Source organism: Rubinisphaera margarita (assembly GCF_022267515.1).
GTDB classification, from domain to species: Bacteria; Planctomycetota; Planctomycetia; order Planctomycetales; family Planctomycetaceae; genus Rubinisphaera; species Rubinisphaera margarita.
This window is the reverse complement of record NZ_JAKFGB010000014.1, coordinates 480,170-496,771: the sequence shown is the minus strand read 5'-3', so window position 1 is coordinate 496,771 and position 16,602 is coordinate 480,170. Positions and strand designations below refer to the sequence as shown.

The 16,602-nt window shown below is 56.9% G+C and carries 14 protein-coding genes and 1 pseudogene; 2 read left to right on the top strand and 13 right to left on the bottom strand.

Going from position 1 to position 16,602, the window contains the following annotated elements:
* Window positions 1–72: 72 nt before the first annotated feature.
* The 5 genes from L1A08_RS14850 to L1A08_RS14830 form a co-directional block, all read right to left on the bottom strand.
* Window positions 73–651, bottom strand: a complete 579-nt coding sequence (locus L1A08_RS14850; protein ID WP_238757228.1) for a YfbM family protein — start codon at window positions 649–651, stop codon at window positions 73–75.
* A 120-nt stretch (window positions 652–771) separates the two neighbouring features.
* Entirely contained in the window at window positions 772–1,188 is a 417-nt protein-coding gene (locus tag L1A08_RS14845) for a hypothetical protein (protein WP_238757227.1), read from the bottom strand.
* A gap of 223 nt (window positions 1,189–1,411) precedes the next feature.
* Window positions 1,412–2,176: a hypothetical protein gene (locus L1A08_RS14840; protein WP_238757226.1), complete on the bottom strand. Its 765-nt coding sequence runs from the start codon at window positions 2,174–2,176 to the stop codon at window positions 1,412–1,414.
* 35 nt (window positions 2,177–2,211) lie between these two features.
* On the bottom strand, window positions 2,212–3,939 hold the full coding sequence (locus L1A08_RS14835) for an ATP-dependent nuclease (protein WP_238757225.1): 1,728 nt from the start codon (window positions 3,937–3,939) through the stop codon (window positions 2,212–2,214).
* A gap of 244 nt (window positions 3,940–4,183) precedes the next feature.
* Window positions 4,184–5,545, bottom strand: coding sequence for a Gfo/Idh/MocA family oxidoreductase (locus tag L1A08_RS14830; RefSeq protein WP_238757224.1), 1,362 nt, complete (start codon window positions 5,543–5,545; stop codon window positions 4,184–4,186).
* A 352-nt stretch (window positions 5,546–5,897) separates the two neighbouring features.
* Between L1A08_RS14830 and L1A08_RS14825 the strand changes: the two genes are divergently transcribed.
* Complete coding sequence (locus L1A08_RS14825; protein WP_238757223.1) at window positions 5,898–7,103, top strand: 2,3-bisphosphoglycerate-independent phosphoglycerate mutase; 1,206 nt, start codon at window positions 5,898–5,900, stop codon at window positions 7,101–7,103.
* 204 nt (window positions 7,104–7,307) lie between these two features.
* On the top strand, window positions 7,308–7,865 hold the full coding sequence (locus L1A08_RS14820) for an RNA polymerase sigma factor (protein ID WP_238757222.1): 558 nt from the start codon (window positions 7,308–7,310) through the stop codon (window positions 7,863–7,865).
* Window positions 7,866–8,088: 223 nt separating this feature from the next.
* On the opposite strand, the gene L1A08_RS14815 is transcribed toward L1A08_RS14820, so the two are convergent.
* The 8 genes and pseudogenes from L1A08_RS14815 to L1A08_RS14780 all read right to left on the bottom strand — a co-directional run bounded on the left by L1A08_RS14815 (window position 8,089) and on the right by L1A08_RS14780 (window position 16,406).
* Window positions 8,089–8,946 (bottom strand): hypothetical protein, encoded by an 858-nt coding sequence (locus tag L1A08_RS14815; protein ID WP_238757221.1) that lies wholly within the window; start codon window positions 8,944–8,946, stop codon window positions 8,089–8,091.
* 154 nt (window positions 8,947–9,100) lie between these two features.
* Entirely contained in the window at window positions 9,101–9,808 is a 708-nt protein-coding gene (locus tag L1A08_RS14810; RefSeq protein WP_238757220.1) for a Gfo/Idh/MocA family protein, read from the bottom strand.
* Window positions 9,809–10,042 (bottom strand): annotated as a pseudogene (locus tag L1A08_RS14805) (Gfo/Idh/MocA family protein); the annotation flags it as partial. It lies immediately after the preceding gene.
* Between the two features lie 841 nt (window positions 10,043–10,883).
* Window positions 10,884–11,384, bottom strand: coding sequence for a hypothetical protein (locus L1A08_RS14800; protein ID WP_238757219.1), 501 nt, complete (start codon window positions 11,382–11,384; stop codon window positions 10,884–10,886).
* 353 nt (window positions 11,385–11,737) lie between these two features.
* The gene (locus L1A08_RS14795) at window positions 11,738–12,910 is read right to left on the bottom strand and encodes a hypothetical protein (RefSeq protein ID WP_238757218.1); all 1,173 of its coding nucleotides are present in this window, start codon (window positions 12,908–12,910) and stop codon (window positions 11,738–11,740) included.
* A 262-nt stretch (window positions 12,911–13,172) separates the two neighbouring features.
* On the bottom strand, window positions 13,173–13,727 hold the full coding sequence (locus L1A08_RS14790; protein ID WP_238757217.1) for a hypothetical protein: 555 nt from the start codon (window positions 13,725–13,727) through the stop codon (window positions 13,173–13,175).
* Entirely contained in the window at window positions 13,724–14,284 is a 561-nt protein-coding gene (dcd, locus tag L1A08_RS14785) for a dCTP deaminase (protein WP_238757216.1), read from the bottom strand. The genes L1A08_RS14790 and dcd overlap by 4 nt, the downstream gene beginning before the upstream one ends.
* 202 nt (window positions 14,285–14,486) lie before the next feature.
* Window positions 14,487–16,406: a DNA gyrase/topoisomerase IV subunit B gene (locus tag L1A08_RS14780; protein ID WP_238757215.1), complete on the bottom strand. Its 1,920-nt coding sequence runs from the start codon at window positions 16,404–16,406 to the stop codon at window positions 14,487–14,489.
* Window positions 16,407–16,602: the final 196 nt, after the last annotated feature.

Below are 16,602 nucleotides of genomic sequence, written 5' to 3'. Positions count from 1 at the left end.
CCGGTCCGGAACGCTGGAAACGTTCGCACCGGCAGAGCCCGTGCCACCCTGCGGGCGCGGGACTGCAAACAGTTATCCAAGGTGTACGATCAAGCCGTAGCGTCGAACGAATGCGCTGGAAACGTACCGCCGGAGGGCTTCGAAAAATTCGAGTAAGTATCCAAGGGAATCTTCCGTCGGATCACGATCCCATATTGACGGGTAGATATCCAAATCCATCATCGTCGTCGCGTCGAATCGTGAACGAAGTGTCGTGACATCAGTGCGCTGCAAAAATTCGTGGATCTGGCCCGTTTCTCCAGGGGTGAACGAGCGAGCCGGTCCGTATCCAAGGTCGACGTTGCCGATCTCCGTTCCCCAGTTGAGGAGAAATGCGGCCGGCGGATCTCCTTCCCAATCCAATCCGGTGAGTAGAAAGTGCAGGCCGTGCCATGCCTTGTCGAGGTCGCAAATCTCGTCGACAGTTTCGAACGTGACCGGTGCACTTGAAACAGGACGGTGATACCTGGCTCCCAGTAGCCTGGCGAAGAACCCGTGAGATCGTGGCTCCGGTACTTCTCCGCCAACAAATGAATAGATCAGGCGGGGAGTCTCATGCAGTTTTCCGATCGTATCCTCCGACGCCTGTTGGATGACGTAGATCATGCTCATTGCGGGAGGTTTCCTCCGTGCCCAACTTCGGGCGTCACACGGTGCAGGTAATTATCTCCATTGCCGAACCGCCCGGTTCCCATACTCCGGGACACACGATTGTGCCCCCGACGTTTCATCTCACGTCTGGTGCAGCAAATCGTCTGGAGACTCAGCATACCTTGGAGTCCCCAACTCGGCGAGTAGATCGTCGGGGTAGGCCGAACGGTCGGATGTCCGATGGAAGATCGGTGTTGTTTCATCGGAGTAGAAGATCATGACGTTGTCGAGCTGGAGCAGTTGGAACATGCGGCTCAGAAAATCGTCGTGACGAATGGGTCGAGCGATCGTGAGCCCTTTCACCGAGCCGATCGAGGGAGCATCGCAACCGCAGAAGATGTCCACATAGTCGTCGGGATCGGAGAACCGAACGTTCAAATAATTGTGATCCGCATTCCAGGTTGTGCCCGGCGTGTCGAAGATCGCACGAATGTCCTCGAACGGCAGCGGATGGACATCGCCATTCCGGTAGTTCATCACGAAGGCTTCAATGCTCATACGGCGTCAACGATCGAAAACAGGCCAGACGGTGAGATGAGATTCTTGAATGGTCTCGGGTGGATAAACGCTCGAACTGGCAAAGCCAGTGGCCCCCTGCCGGGTAGACGGATCGCGGCGCTTTGTCCCGGTCACTGACCAAGCAGACATCGCTCCAATCTATGAGACCACGCTACGGTTCACAAGAGCATCAATTCCGGACAGCGGATGTCACATCCTTTATCTACTTGCCGGTAACGCCGACGGTGTACTTCACAGCATTTAACGCCCACCAAATATTGAACCTTGGACTATGACTGTCCCACCAGTTCGAAAGTGTGCATTCCGATACACCAAATACACCAAGCGGGTGAGCAAAAAGACGAGTATCAATTATCGTGCGACACATAAACGGAACATCACGCAAAAAGCCCGATTTAGTGAACGCCCAAGGGTTGTAACCATGCTTGGAAGTGTCGAGCATTTGAGCGGAGATCAACGCTAGGTCACACACGCCGCAGTAGACGATCGCGAGAAACAGGCCCGCAATCGAACGCAAAGCATTGGACATTGTCGCTTCCGCTTGATATGTAAACCTGTCGTGCTTGAGTTTGTTGTACGCCTGCCACCAATCAGGAGATTGAAAGGTGGTGTCACTCCAGACGTCGAAAGGGGAGATAACTGCTGGATTCGGTCCTCCGAAAAAGATGACCTTCTGTGGTGAGACGGAATCCCGGTAGCGGTCCCAGTGATTCTTAATCGTGAGTTTGTCGGTAGAAGACGACGGGTTCTCAGTCTTCTCAACGGCCTTCCAAAGCGAATCAACCTGGCTGGCACACTCCAAAATGATCTGCGCGAATTGCGGCGACCATACGTCGAGATGTTCGGGGCAATATGGTACATACTTTGCAGCAGTCTGGAACGCCGCCTCAGCGGTGGCGAGACCCTCAACCGCTACAATGCCGTAAGGGGGCGCTTCCCGCAGTTGGTGTATGTCGCGAATCATCATTCACAATAGGCCTAAAACACAGCTTTGACAGGTGCTTACGCGCTGCATGAAGCGTCCTGTTGGGCTTTTTCCTTCTCTTGTAGCCTACCTTCAAGCGCCGAAGTCAAGCCGTCGACGACTGTATCGTTTATCGCGCTTATCGCGTTCGACGGATCGGCAGAAATCTGTTCAGCAACAAGGTTTTTGACATCGTTCTTTGTTTCGTTACTCCAAGGCTTCCCATGAGCAACAAACACATCCTTGATCCTGTCTGACCACTTCTTCCTTCCCTTAAACCTTGGGTTATCGAGTGAAATCCGATACTTGGCTTCGATAGCCCCCTTATATACACCTACATCAACGAGATCTTCAAGCTCGCTCTCTGTCCGGCCAGATGCGCGCGCAAAGTTAATCTGACCATCTTCAAGAAGCCCGGCGCGTTTCGCCGCGTCGTATGACTCTTGGCCGCATTTATCGTAATCCAGGAACACGTGATAGAGACAAATCGAATCTCGCAACAAGCTAAGCTTATACCGCAAGTTCGTACCGCCTCCCAGTGAATCGAGAGCGAGCGATCCATTATCAAAACACTTTGTCAGGTATGTAGATCGGGCCCCCAAAATTGCCCGAATCGAAGAAACATCATCCTCACCCTCGACAACCAACACCATCTCAGCGTTTCTTAGGTTATCAGACGCTCTCACCCCAAGAATATTGCGAATCTCTTCCACGTTAGTAGCCGCTTGGGCTTTTTTATTGTTAACGATGATGTTGCTGGTGAGAACGCGTCGATCAACAAAAAGTGGATTGTGCGACGTGATGATGACTTGGTGCTGCTTCCCGAGATCGTCGATAACCTCCTTAAGTTCATGAATCGCCTTCGGATGAAGGTGGGACTCAGGCTCTTCAATTGCAATTACGAAACTCTTCCCCTTTCCAGCGTGAGTGGAAGCGTGACGAATCATTGCTAAGGCTGCCAGAGACTGGACGCCATCGCCTTTGTATTCCAAAGGAGTCAAGGTGCCATCGTCAACCGAGACGGTTACGCCTCGACGGAAGGCTCGAAATCGTAGCTCTTCTGGCATCTTAATTTCAACTTTTTTCACCTGAGGTAAAAACTGGTGTAGCGTATTGTGGATATTATCTGAGAGGGAATCCAAGATTGGATTCTGAAGGCTTGCCACGGTGTTAAGCGCTTCGATGTAAACAGGATCTTGCTCAAGCGCCTCGAGCGACCGACTAACAAGTTCATATACAATATCTTGCGCCGATTCCGCCGTACGAACAGCAGGAATATGTTCAAACTCAATTCGGTTGGAAACAAACTCTGCTATCTTCGATGACTTCTTCGAGAGAGTTGCTGCACCACGTCCTTTCTTGTGAAAAGTCACTGTGACTCCGGCCTTGCCGATTTGGAGCTTTAGGGGAAGCAATCCAGTAATTTTGCTCTTCACCTCTTTCTGGAACTCAGCGTACTCAGCGTCTTCCAGTTTGAACTCGAGAATGATCTCGGTTTCGCCCTTCGGCTGTTTGGCCTGCTTATTGATTGGGAAGTCCATTTCCCACTTATAGCCTTGGACGTTGTAGCCGACCCTTCTGAATCTACCCGACCCGGACACCACGCGCCCCCGGGTAAGCGCAGTCATGGCCAGGACCAATGCTCTAAGAATATTTGACTTTCCCTCATTGTTGGGACCGATCAAGACAGTAGTCCTGTCCAGCCGGATCTTCTTAGCTGTAGTGATGCTTCGGTAATTTGAAACCGAAATCGTTTGAAGATTCATAAAACCACTCAGGCAAGATGTCTAAACCCCCTACTTCCCCACAGTCTGTACTCAGAGTACCGTCTGCCGGAACGGTGGTCAATTTAATGCCCGACGAGAGCGTGCGGACGATCTGAAGCCAAGATTAACGATGCATCGCGGCCAGAGGGAAGAAAGAGCTAATTGCAGGTACACCGTGCCTCAACGAAGAAAGGGATCCCGGAGCACCTCCGAGATCCCTCAATCATTTATTCAGAAAACGCTCTTAGTATTCGCGTTTCGTCTTCAGGCCCGGCATGGGGATGGGGTAGTTGCCGTTCTTGTCTTTCATCAGCGGGGCGTCGCCGTCGAGAGTCAGTTGGGCGACCTGGGGGGCGAATTCGTGGTCGCAGTTCATGATCTCGTCGAGCGTGATTGTCCGGCCGGTGTGGCAGGACATGCGGCCCATCGAGGTGACTGCGGAGGCCATGACGCCGCGTTCGACTTCGTTGTATTCCTTGTCGTTGCGGATGGCGGCCATCAGGTGTTCCCATTCGAGCTGATACGGGTTCGGCTCCTTGCGGCCGAATTCCCATTTCAGATCGCTGTCGACGAAGTTCTGCCCCTTGTAGATGCGGCACTTCGCCGGATGGTGAGCCGAGGTCGAAATCACAGCCGAGCCCTTCGTGCCGTGCGCGTAGCTGGCGAATTCCTTGTCGCAGCCCGGCATCGTGCGGCCTTCCAGGAACATCTTCGTCCCATCAGCGAAGGTGTACTCCACCGAGTAGTTGTCGAAGTTCTGATCGACATACTTGCCGCGATAGTGACGTCCGCCCGAGCCCTTGGCCTTCACCGGCCAGGCATCTTTCATCCAGCACGATTCATCGATGTTGTGAATCAGGAAGTCGCTGTAAGCGCCCCCGCTCAGCCAGAGGAAGCCGTGGAAGTTCTTGACCTGATACATCAGCTCGTTCATGTCATCGCCGTGCGGCGGAGCGAATGCGGACCCGGTCGGACCAGCCTGACGGTAAGCCCGCAGCAGGACGATGTCGCCGATCTCGCCATTCTGAATGCGATCGTGCAGCTCGCCGCGAGCTTCGCAGTGGCGGCACATCAGGCCGACGCCGACTTTCAGGTTCTTGTCTTTGGCCAGTTCGTTGAGTTCGAGCATCTTGCGGCTCGTGGGACCATCGACGGTGACCGGCTTCTCCATGAAGACGTTCAAGCCCTTGTCGATGGCGTACTTGTAGTGGACCCAGCGGAAGGCGGGGGGCGTGGTCAGAATCACGACATCGCCCGGCTTCAGGCAGTCCATGGCCTGCTGGTAGGCATCGAAGCCGATGAACTTGCGATCTTCCGGCACGTCCATCTTGTCGCTGTAGCGGCCATTCAGTGCGTTATAGCTCTGGCTCATCCGATTCTCGAAGACGTCGGCCATGGCGACCAGCTTGACCGGCCCCTGCTGAGTTTCCAGAGCATTAGCCGCTGCTCCGGTGCCGCGTCCGCCGCAACCGACCAGTGCGACCTGAATCGTTTCGTTCCCGGCAGCAAAGGCCCGGCTCGAGATGCCACTGGCAGCCACCACGGCTCCGACAGTGGCCGAAGTTTTGAGGAGATCACGTCGTGAAAAGGCGGAAGACTCCGTCATGATTTGTCCTTATTTCGGAAGAGGGAGATGAATTTTGCAGGGGTTGAACCAGCTCCAAAGCAGATCGGGCGATCCGCCGCGTCCGTTCGGGGAATCAGCCGGGAGGCTGACGGAACGGGCGCATCGATCCTGTCACAGGACGTTTCGATGCTGGTCCATATCAACAGGGTTTGATCTAACTTTACCCGCCGACACCGTTTATTCCAAGTACGCAGGTGCAATCGGAGCCCTGACTTGAGAATTTTTCGCCCCCCCTTCACAATGCCCGGCAGGTGCGGCGGCTAAGCTCTGTGAAACGGCTGCCGACACACTTTTCTCTGCACATTGATCCAGCATTCCACAAGGCCTTGCGATGAACCTGCACGATCTGACTCGGGAACTTCAGCGGAAAAACGACTCCAAGATTGTGATGCTCGTCGCCGATGGACTGGGCGGTCTCCCCCAGCAGCCGGGTGGACAGACGGAACTCGAATCGGCCAAGACACCGAATCTCGACGCCCTCGCCAAGAAAGGGACGCTCGGACTGAGCACCCCGGTTCTTCCCGGCGTCACCCCCGGAAGCGGCCCTGGGCACCTGGGATTGTTCGGCTACGACCCGATCGAATACAACATCGGCCGCGGCGTGCTGGAAGCCCTCGGCATCGATTTCGAACTCGGCCCCAAGGACGTGGCCATTCGCGGTAACTACTGCAGCCTGGATGAGAACGGCAACATCTCCGATCGCCGGGCCGGCCGCATCGGCAGCGATGTCGGAGCCAAACTCTGCGAGAAGCTCGACAAGATCGAGATCCCCGGCGTCGAAGTTTTCGTTCGCCACGTGAAGGAATATCGTCTGGTCATCGTCTTCCGCGGCGAAGGGCTCGGCGGCGATGTGGCTGATACCGACCCGCAGCGAACCGGCGTCGCTCCGCTCGAACCGACCGCCAAAGCCGCCGGTTCGGAGAAGACCGTTGAGATCGCCAAGGAATTCCTGAAGCAGGCTCGCGAAGTTCTGAAGGACGACTTCCCGGCCAACTTCCTCACGCTCCGCGGCATCGCTAAGAAGCCGGAGATCCCGACGTACGAAGAAGTTTACGGCACCCGCTCAGCTGCTATCGCCGTTTACCCGATGTATCGCGGCCTGGCCCGCCTCGTCGGCATGGACGTGCTCGATGCCGGACAGACGCTGGACGATCAGTGCAACCGCCTCGAAGCCGCCTGGAACGATTACGACTTCTTTTTCATGCATTTCAAATATACCGATTCGACCGGTGAAGACGGCAATTTCGCAAAGAAAGTCGAACGGATCGAAGAGCTCGACGCCGCCGTGCCGCGGATTACGGCTCTGAATCCCGACGTGCTCATCGTCACCGGCGATCACAGCACGCCGAGCATGATGAAGTCGCACAGCTGGCACCCGGTGCCGACGATGATCAGTGCCGACACCTGCCGCTTCGATGCCTGCGATACGTTCGGGGAATCGAGTTGCCTGAAGGGGGGACTGGGGCAATTTGAGGCAAAATATCTGATGTCGTTAGCTTTAGCCCATGCCGGACGACTGGAAAAATACGGCGCGTGATCGAAAACCGGGACGCGAACGCTGTAAAAAGTTCTTGTCCGCAATTCCATGCAGGCATAAACTTTAGAGAGGTAGCAGCGTTCGCCGCCCCGATAACGGAGCGAGGTCCGGGGATGTTCGCTGTGCAGAGACTGTCATAGCGACCGCAAGAATGGAGCTGCCGTCCTATCCCCTTTCACTCTGGCCCCTGTGATATCGGCAGCAATGGCTTTAACGGAAGCGGATCGCGAACTGATCAAGAACTGCCTGCAGCGCAAGCCCGCTGCATGGCAGAGGTTCATCAACCGCTTCGTCGGCGTCTTCGTACACGCGATTCGTCACACCGCGGAATGCCACAGCTACCCGCTCAACGACGCCGACATCGATGAGATCTCCGCCGAGATCCTCGCCACCATCGTCTCGAACGAGTTCCAGACACTCCGCCTTTTCCGCGGCAAGAGCTCGCTGGCAACGTATCTGGCTGTTGTATCGCGTCGAGTCGCCGTGAAAGAGATCGCCAAACGCCGCAAGCAGTCGGCTCCTCCCGCTTCGGCCGCCAAAAAGCAGCCCGCAACCGATCATGCGGGCGAAGCCGAAGTGCTGACCCGCGACCAGCTCGATTACCTGATCAAATCGCTTTCCGATCAGGAAGCCAACATCGTCCGTGCCTATCACCTGGACGGCAAGAGCTACAAAGAGATCAGCACCCTCTACGGCGTCCCCGAAAACAGCATCGGCCCCGTCCTCAGCCGCGCCCGGGAATACATGCGCCGCATGGCGTAATCGCCGCCCTGCTTTCCGCCGTGTGCCACTGGCTCCGCCAGTGCTTCATTAGTAACGACGATCGTTCGTTACACTGGCAGAGCCAGTGGCAGTCGTAATCAGCGAACCTCACGGGGTAGCCCCGGTTGCTCCGCTACCGAGGCCGACGAAGTCGGCAAGAGGTTTCGCCAGAATGCGTTTCTCGAAGTAACAGCTGATCAGGATTCGAGATCATTCTGAGAACTCAGCCAAATATCGCGACAGCACAATCATAAGTATTGAGATGCCCCTCGACCGCAGCGTCTGCTCCAGATCCGTCGGGCAACGTGTAGCCTCCGGCAAGATTCCAGACAATCGGGACTTCGGCATCGCAACACGCTGAAAAGACGAGCTCATCGCGCCGGCGTAATGCATCAAGAGACAGAATGCCACCGCCTGCAGGGTCTCCCAGCAGCACATCCATTCCTGCCTGATAAATCACGAGGTCGAAGATCCTGTCACTTATCGATTCGCACACACGCTCCATTTCCTGCAGATAGGCTTGTGCGTGCGTAGGTCGCGTGAACTTATAACCTAGCGAATGATGATCAATGCGGTTGTCATCGAGACGAGCGAGGATGTCGTCCGTTCCATTCCCACAGTGATAGTCACAATCCAGAATCAGGACCTTGTTTACCGTCGGATAGGACAATGCATGCCGTGCCGCCAGAGGGAGCGCATTCAGCAAACAAAAGACGCCGGGGTGTGCCCAGTGAGCATGATGGAATCCGGACGTGGGAGAAAAAGCACAACCCGTTGCCAGTGCCGCCGCCGTTGCTGCAAAGAGGCTCGCTGCAGAGTCTCTAATTGCGGCCACCATGAGATCCGATACTGGGATGGACGCCGCTTCGAAGAGATTTACATCTGCATCGAAAACGGACCGAATATACGTCAGATCGTGGATACCGGTCCATTGGGTGATTGGGAGCGGCGCAAAATTAGAAACGAGTTCCAGCTGCCGCCCCTGCCGCAATCTGTTGAGCAACCGAAACGCTTTCTCATGGGCCGGTATCGTCAAGTCATGCGGCACGACGACCATCTCATCACGAAAGAACGTCTTCATTCCGGGTCTCGAGTGTCGGTCAGATGAGAAGCGAGGATTGCAGTGCGATTATACTGACTCCTGCTCAATATGTGGCTTTGCCATAGTTGAACAAATAAGCCGAAGTGCCCAGCACTGAAACCGCATCGGCTGGAATACGCTTCGCTATCCCAACCTACGATTGCAAGTCCACAGGTTGACGGTCTCGGGCGCTCAACTGCAGCGCTTCGACGACTCGCTGGGTCTGCAGTGCTCGCTTCCCTTGCTCAGGATCGATCTCGCCACTCAGGACCCGTTGCGAGAAGTTCTCGATCATGCAGGTCTCCTGATTATCAGTCGCCGACTCAACCACCTCGGCGTTGCCCTGGGCATCGTGCACCCAGAAGCGGCATTTGTCTTCTTTCCAGGGACGCGTGAAGTCATCGCACACGAGTGAACCCTCGGTGCCGGCGATTTCGATCCAGCGGCGGGATGTCATTGTTCGGGAGCAGTCGAAGAAGGCTTCCTGATGCTCGGAGAAATGGAGCCAGCCGCTGAAACTCTCATCTGCTTCGGGAGCGGCGGGAGTCTGCCGTCCCTGCACCGATTCCGGGAGCGAACCGAAGACCCACAGCGCGGCTCCGATGCAGTACCAGCCGAGGTCCATCAGGCTGCCGCCTCCCTCTTCGGCGCGCAGACGATACTCATCTTCGGGTTTCACCGTGCTCTGCCAGGGGAAACTGAAGGCGGACGTCACGCGGCGAATCTGCCCGAGCCGACCGGAGGCGACCACCCTCTGCATCTTCGCGGCTCGCGGGTGATGATACCACATCACCCCTTCATCGAAGCAGACCTTCGCATTCCGACAGACGGTGACCATCCGCTCGACTTCGTCGACAGTCAACCCGAGTGGTTTCTCACAGAGGACATGCTTGCCCGCCTGAGCCGCCTTGATGGTCCATTCGGCGTGCAGATGCGGCGGCAGCGGAACGTAGACGGCGTCGATGTCGTCCCGCTCCAGCAGAGCGTGGTAGCTGTCGACGATCTCCGGGCAGTCATACGTCTCCGCCCAGGTCTCGGCTTTCTCGCGCGAGCGGCTGGCGATGGCGACGAGTTCCGACGACTCGGCTCGATGAATGGCCGGAGCAACCCGCCGCGTGATGCGGGCGGTCCCGAGAATCCCCCAGCGTACAGTTTTCGATGAGCTGAACAGTCCGATGATTTCCCCTCCGTCATGTGGAACGTGCGACTCTCCACATTGTGTCGGGGACGGACGAAATCACAACCCGCGTTTCGCAGTCTGCTCGAGCCGCGGGCAGAATCCGCTGTGCGCGTCGGCCAGACGCTTCGGGAACGGGCCAACAAACTCCCTCCACGCCGCAGTCGACTGCACAGCGGACTGGGCCTGCGGCTCGATCCCTGAAAATCCCGGCTCCCGACATTCCTCGCCGGGAGCCGGGCGGACAGGGAGAAGATCCGAATGTCTCCACTGGCTCTGTGTCTCACTCAGCAGGGGGATTATTGGTCCCAGCAGCCAATAAGGGAAATGCATCCTCTGCATGCGTGCGATGCAGTGAAGGTATGGCGGGATTAGTCTCACACAAAGCCGCGGAGATGCAAAGGTTGCGAGCGGAGGTTTCGGCTGGGATAGCGAAGCGTATCCCAGCAAATCGGCGTCGAGCGATTTGTTTTCGCGATTCTCATTACGTTTAGATCGGACGGGTGGCCCGTCAGCCGCAGCGGGCGGGTCGCGTTAGCGACAAGAGGCAGCGCCATCCGCGCGTTGTACTGAAATCGTCCGGCCCTCGTATCCATCTCGCCTATGGCGCAGCCTCTTGTGACTTCGTCACCCGCCCGTGCCGGACGGGCCACCCCTCCCTGCTGAACTTCAGGCGTAGGGGATAGTCCTAAGACGTATCCCAGCACTCTGTACTTTGGGTTGAGGAAGGCCGTTTCCAATCATACCAGGATCTCAAGACTCAGTCGGAATCGCCCCAGGTTAGCAGGTTTGCAGACTTCCCGTTGGCCCACCGGCCGGCGTGAGAGCAAACGAAAAGAATTGGACGCCCTTCAAAATAAATGAACCATGCTGGACCAGATCGCCACAATCGAGTTACGCGGAAGCCGATGCATGCGGAGAGGTCACGTTCGCGCTGCCAAGTTTGAACATCCCCGGTTCTTGCGTACTTCAATCTTAACGTGTGCCTTGAATCGTTGTTGGGAATGAGCGGTCCAATTGCAACGCTAACGCCACTCGACATCAACGATATGTTGATCGCACGATCGTTCTCGAATACGAGCGATGCATGCGAGTCTGAATATGTGATGCCAATGATCTTTTGATCCGTCAGCGACATCTGTATCTGACGAAACGCCTTCGATCCCTCGAAGCACTTCGCATCACTTATCGCCGCATCTACGCTGTCTTGTGAAGAAGCGAACAGCCGAGTCTCACTGACGAGAAAATCATAATCCAGCATACGCAGAATTCACCTGCAGCATTTTACCAGCGAAGAACGTGCATTGTGCTGGGATACGCTTCGCTATCCCAGCGTACCGGAGTACGGCAATGGAAAGTCGCGCAGGGCATTGCCCACGCGGGGGTGCCCGTCCGCCACGGGCGGGTGACGCAGTCACAAGAGGCCGCGCCATGAGCGAGGTTTCTGCAAGGGCCGAAGATTCCAGTTCAAAACGCGGATGGCGCGGCCTCTTGTCGCTTCCGCGACCCGCCCGCAGCGGCGGACGGGCCACCCTTTGCGATGATGCCCTAGCTCTTCGGCAGTCGAGTAGCGCAGAGCATGCCCACGCGATCGTGGGCATGGCACCCGTTGGTTTACTTTCCGCGGGTCTTCTGCAGTTGAGCGGCCACGTAGAGGACGGGGTTATTCACCTTCTTTGCGTGGCGTTGCAGGGCGTCCATGTCTTTGGTGTCTTCGCAGAGAGCAACGAAGGAGAAGCCGGATTGTTCGTGGACTTCGCCGAGGTATTTCTCGGCCACTTCGACCGCTTCGTCGTGCCGCTTGAGACGCATCAGCAGGTCGACCAGGACGTAGGCGATCAGCTCTCGATCGGACGGCTCTTCGGCCTGCTGCATCCGTTCGCGGAAGAACTCCAGCGATTCGTCGCGGTTCTTGTCGCCGACGATCTGGAAGTAGTGCTTGTGGGCCACGTAGTAATCATCGAACGGCGGCTCGCCCGGATACTGCAGATGCGGAGCGAGGCGGGCCCCGTAGTCGCACAGCTGAATCGCCTTCTCGATCGCTTCCGTCTGGTTCTCTTCCAGAGAACGTGCGAAGCGGACGACGGCGTTGAGATGCGAGACGTCGATGTGATAGTTCTCGTTCTCGAACAACCACTGCCGCCCGGCGATCAGATCGGTCAGCGACAAATCGGGCGGCAGCATCGGGCTGCGCTGCTCGACTTCGTAACGGACGTTGTGCGCCAGGTCATCGTACAGCTGCTTGACCATGATCTCGGCACATTGACTGCGATCGTCCGCCTTCATCTCCAGATAGAGCTGGTCCACTGCGGTTACCGTGTTGCACATCCCGTGCGTCGAGAGCATCAGCGAGACGCCCTTGGCCGGATGAATCCGCTGATACAGTGCGAGCTGGAGAATCTCTTCGAACTCTTCATCGAGATCGTCTGGAGCCTGATAGCCTTCGAGAGCTTCCGCCATAATCTCCGGCTCGTCGATCGCCCGGAAGTACATCCAGGCATCGGTCAGCTGCTTGCGTTCGAGCAGTTGTTTCCCGGTCTCGCGAGCCGCTTCGATGTAAACCTGTTCGAACTCGGACCGCTTTTCCCGGGGGACATCGGCCACGCTTGTCGGCTGCATCACCGGCAGGCCGTTATCGAATTTCCACTTCATCAACCGGGCATCGAACAGATGATGCGGATCCCCCTCCTGCTGCAGATGAGTCATGAGCGCTTCCAGAGCCGCCCCGGCATCTCCGCCGATCTTCGTGTCGAGTTCATCCCACATCGTTGTCTCTGCGTTTGCCATGGTATTCCTGTTGTCTGTTCGTTCGATCGTTGAGAAAGTCGACCGTTAGGCATCAGTAAGAAATTTTTGTCGTCGTGATGAATCCTCTCGCCCCCTTGGGGGAGAGGATGAGGGGGAAATGCGGGTTCCAAGCTTCGTAGGCCGTTGATCTCGATGAGAGATAGAACGTCGCTGGTTGATCGCCCCCTCATCCGCCTTCGGGCACCTTCTCCCCCTGAAGGGGGCGAAGGAACATCGATCGGTGGATGAATCCCGGCCGAGGTTACTTGCTGCAACCGCCGGAGCCGCATCCGCCGGAACCGGAAGAAGTCGGTTGCCGTTGTCCGTCTGGAGAGACGGGCACCACTTCGATGATGCCCAGTCCTGCGGCCGCCGCCATCAGAGCGAGCTTCGTGCACTCCGGGCCGCGTTCATTCAATACGTACAGCATGACCCGCTCGCCGTCCAGAGTCCACTCCAGATCGAGCAGTTCGACGGCGACCTTCCATTGGGCAATCCGCTGCTGCCAGCGCGGAAAATCCCTGTCCGCCTGCTCCCGCAATTCGGTCAGGCGTTTCTGGTCGTCGTCGGAGAGCCGGCGGACGAATCGCGAGGGAAGTTCGTCGTCTTCAACAGCAAGTGGTTCGCTGCTCAACCGGTTCAGCACACTGGCGAACCGCAGCCCTCGATCGGTCTGCACGGCAATCTGGTCGCCCCGGTTCAGTTCGACATCGGTCTCGGCGAAGCAGCGAAGCGTTTCCGCAATCTGCCCCACGCGAATCAGATATTCGTGACTGAGAAGCTGGGCTTCGCTGCGGACTTCGTCGATCATTGTCATTCTTTCTCGTCGAATCCGAGCCGCATCTGGCGGTCTTCTTTTTCGAAGTCGCGATACAGCAGGCTCGGCTGAATATCCTGATTCCGCTGATACTTGCCGCTTGAGTATTCCGTCACGTCGCCGGTGATGGTGTGATAAAAGATCTGGCAGATCGGCACGCCGGGATAGATGCGAATCGGCTGGACGGCGAACATTTCGAGCGTCCAGTAGCCGCAGAATCCGACATCGCCGAAGCCGGCCGTAATGTGCACGAAGAGCCCGAGCCGCCCGATCGACGAACGCCCTTCGAGCATCGGCACCAGATTGTGCGTTTCGGTCCGTTCGGCGGTCCGTCCGAGATACAGCTGATTCGGGCTGAGGACCATGCCATCGGCCGGAATCTTGTACCGCGTGTACCGGTTCGGCCGCGCCATATCGAGCACGATTTCCTCATAAACGAGGATCTCATCGTGCAACGTCAAATTATAACTGTTCGGGTTGAGCCGGCTATCGTCATACGGTTCGATGACGATGTTCGTGCCGAGCTGAGCCTTGATTTCCTGGCCTGTCAAAATCATTGAAGAAAGTCCACTGTTTCAGGCCGTTGGGGAGTCAGTTGGTGTCTGGCGTGGATTGAACGACGAAGACGAGCGATGCGAACGAAGTTTCAGGCGAGGACAGGTAAAGCCGTCTCCCGGCACCGATCGCACTTTGAGCCGAGATACGGCGTACGGCGATCCCAGCCTACAGAATCAAGCTCCTGCCGTTCCTGCCAGAATATCAAACGTCGAGATCGTCTGCCAGCGCCGACTCCGACATGATGATCTTGTACCGCTCGCTGGCGTCCTTCCCGAGCAGCTGGTGGAAGGTCTGATCGGCATCAACCTGATTCTCGATTTCGACCTTCAGCAGCACCCGCTTTTTCGGGTCGAGTGTCGTCTCTTTCAGCTGAGAGGCGTCCATCTCGCCCAGTCCTTTGAAGCGGCTGATTTCGTACTTCCGGTTTGATGCCAGGGAAGCCAGAATCTGCTCCTTGTGCATGTCGTCGATGGCGTAGTAGTTCTCCTTCGACGTCATGATCCGGTAGAGCGGCGGCTGGGCAATATACAGCTTCTCCTGACGAATCAGCTCCGTCATATGACGGAAGAAGAACGTCAGCAGCAGCGTGCAGATGTGGTAACCATCGGCGTCGGCATCCATCAGCAGAATGACGCGATTGTATCGCAGCTTGTGGATATCGAAGGTCGGGCCGATTCCCGTGCCGAGTGTTTCAACCAGATCGTTGATTTCCTGATTGGCCATCAACTTGTTGACCTTCAGCGACTCCGTATTCAGCACCTTACCACGCAGGGGAAGAATCGCCTGAATGCGGCTGTCGCGGCCCGACGCAGCGGTTCCGCCGGCCGAGTCCCCTTCGACGATGAACAGCTCGGATTCTTCCGGATTGCTCGAACGACAGTCGAGCAGTTTGCCAGGCAGATTCGTCCGTTTGCCGCCGGGAGTCTTGCGTTTGACCTGAGCGACCGCATCGCGGCTCGCCTGACGGGCCCGGGCAGCCAGAATGATTCGACCGAGAATCGCATCGGCGATCGAGGAGTTGTTGTTCAGCCACGTTTCCAGACTCGGACGAACCAGCGATTCGACCACAGCCGTGACTTCCGGGTTGTTCAACTTCTCCTTGGTCTGCCCCTGGAACATCGGGTCGCCATGGAAGACGGAGACCACGCCCAGCAGCCCCTCGCGGATATCCTCCGCCGAGATGGCCACACCCTTTGGCTTGATATTGTGGACGTCCATGTAGTTCTTCACGGCTTTGACCACGCCGGAGCGGACGCCGTTCAAATGCGTACCGCCGGCATGGGTGCGGATACCGTTCACATAACTGCGAATGTGCTCGTCGGTCGCTTCGGTCCAGCGGAGCACGATTTCCGTGCGAATGGTGCCGTCTTCTTTCTCGGCGAAGAAAATGGCATCGCTGACCGGCTTCTTCTTTTCGTCCTTGGTCAGCTTGATGACGTACGCCCTGATCCCCTCCGGCTGGTGGAACTCATGCGTCTCGTTCTTCGCTTCATCGACGAAGCGGATCTTCAATCCGGCGTGGATGTAGGAGATATCTTCCAGATGCTGACGGATCGTCTCAGCGCTGTAGGCGATGCGGCGGAAGATGTCGTCATCGGGACGGAAGTAGAGGACGGTACCGTGACCTTTGAACGGCTTCACCTTCTTCACGGGCGTTGTCGGCCGGCCGCGTTTGTAGCGCTGAATCCATTCGAAGCCATCGCGATGAACCGTGACGACCATCTCTTCGGAAAGAGCGTTCACGACCGACGAACCAACGCCGTGCAGACCGCCGCTGCGGGCGTAGTTCTTGTCGGAGAATTTCCCCCCGGCGTGCAGGGTCGTCAGGATAACTTCGAGAGCCGACTTCTTGTATTTGGGGTGCTTGTCGACCGGAATGCCGCGTCCGTTGTCGGCCACGGTGAGGGCGCAGCCGTCTTTGTGCAGCGTCACCTTGATCGTGTCGGCATGACCGGCGAGAAATTCATCGACGGAGTTGTCGACCACTTCCCAGAGCAGATGATGCAGGCCACGCGTATCGACCCCGCCGATGTACATCGAAGGTCGACGCCGGACCGCTTCGAGGCCTTCAAGAACCTCGATATCCGACGCGTTGTATTTGGAAGGAGATGCTGTCGCCATTCGCTTATCTCACTGTAAGGCCGGGATCTCACCGGCCGCTGGTTATCCAACAAGTCGTCCCCTCGCCCCCTCACGGAGAGGGTTAGGGTGAGGGGCAAATGTGCGTTCCATGCTTCGTGGGCCGCTGTGTATCATCAGTGGAGTGGAGCGTCGCTGGTTAATCGGCCCCTCATCCGCCCTTCGGGCACCTTCTCCC

Excerpts from the sequence above, each read along its gene's own strand:
- L1A08_RS14850 (WP_238757228.1), bottom strand. The coding sequence starts at position 651 with ATGAGCATGATCTACGTCATCCAACAGGCGTCGGAGGATACGATCGGA.
- L1A08_RS14845 (WP_238757227.1), bottom strand. The coding sequence starts at position 1,188 with ATGAGCATTGAAGCCTTCGTGATGAACTACCGGAATGGCGATGTCCAT.
- L1A08_RS14840 (WP_238757226.1), bottom strand. The coding sequence starts at position 2,176 with ATGATGATTCGCGACATACACCAACTGCGGGAAGCGCCCCCTTACGGC.
- L1A08_RS14835 (WP_238757225.1), bottom strand. The coding sequence starts at position 3,939 with ATGAATCTTCAAACGATTTCGGTTTCAAATTACCGAAGCATCACTACA.
- L1A08_RS14830 (WP_238757224.1), bottom strand. The coding sequence starts at position 5,545 with ATGACGGAGTCTTCCGCCTTTTCACGACGTGATCTCCTCAAAACTTCG.
- L1A08_RS14825 (WP_238757223.1), top strand. The coding sequence starts at position 5,898 with ATGAACCTGCACGATCTGACTCGGGAACTTCAGCGGAAAAACGACTCC.
- L1A08_RS14820 (WP_238757222.1), top strand. The coding sequence starts at position 7,308 with ATGGCTTTAACGGAAGCGGATCGCGAACTGATCAAGAACTGCCTGCAG.
- L1A08_RS14815 (WP_238757221.1), bottom strand. The coding sequence starts at position 8,946 with ATGAAGACGTTCTTTCGTGATGAGATGGTCGTCGTGCCGCATGACTTG.
- L1A08_RS14800 (WP_238757219.1), bottom strand. The coding sequence starts at position 11,384 with ATGCTGGATTATGATTTTCTCGTCAGTGAGACTCGGCTGTTCGCTTCT.
- L1A08_RS14795 (WP_238757218.1), bottom strand. The coding sequence starts at position 12,910 with ATGGCAAACGCAGAGACAACGATGTGGGATGAACTCGACACGAAGATC.
- L1A08_RS14790 (WP_238757217.1), bottom strand. The coding sequence starts at position 13,727 with ATGACAATGATCGACGAAGTCCGCAGCGAAGCCCAGCTTCTCAGTCAC.
- dcd (WP_238757216.1), bottom strand. The coding sequence starts at position 14,284 with ATGATTTTGACAGGCCAGGAAATCAAGGCTCAGCTCGGCACGAACATC.
- L1A08_RS14780 (WP_238757215.1), bottom strand. The coding sequence starts at position 16,406 with ATGGCGACAGCATCTCCTTCCAAATACAACGCGTCGGATATCGAGGTT.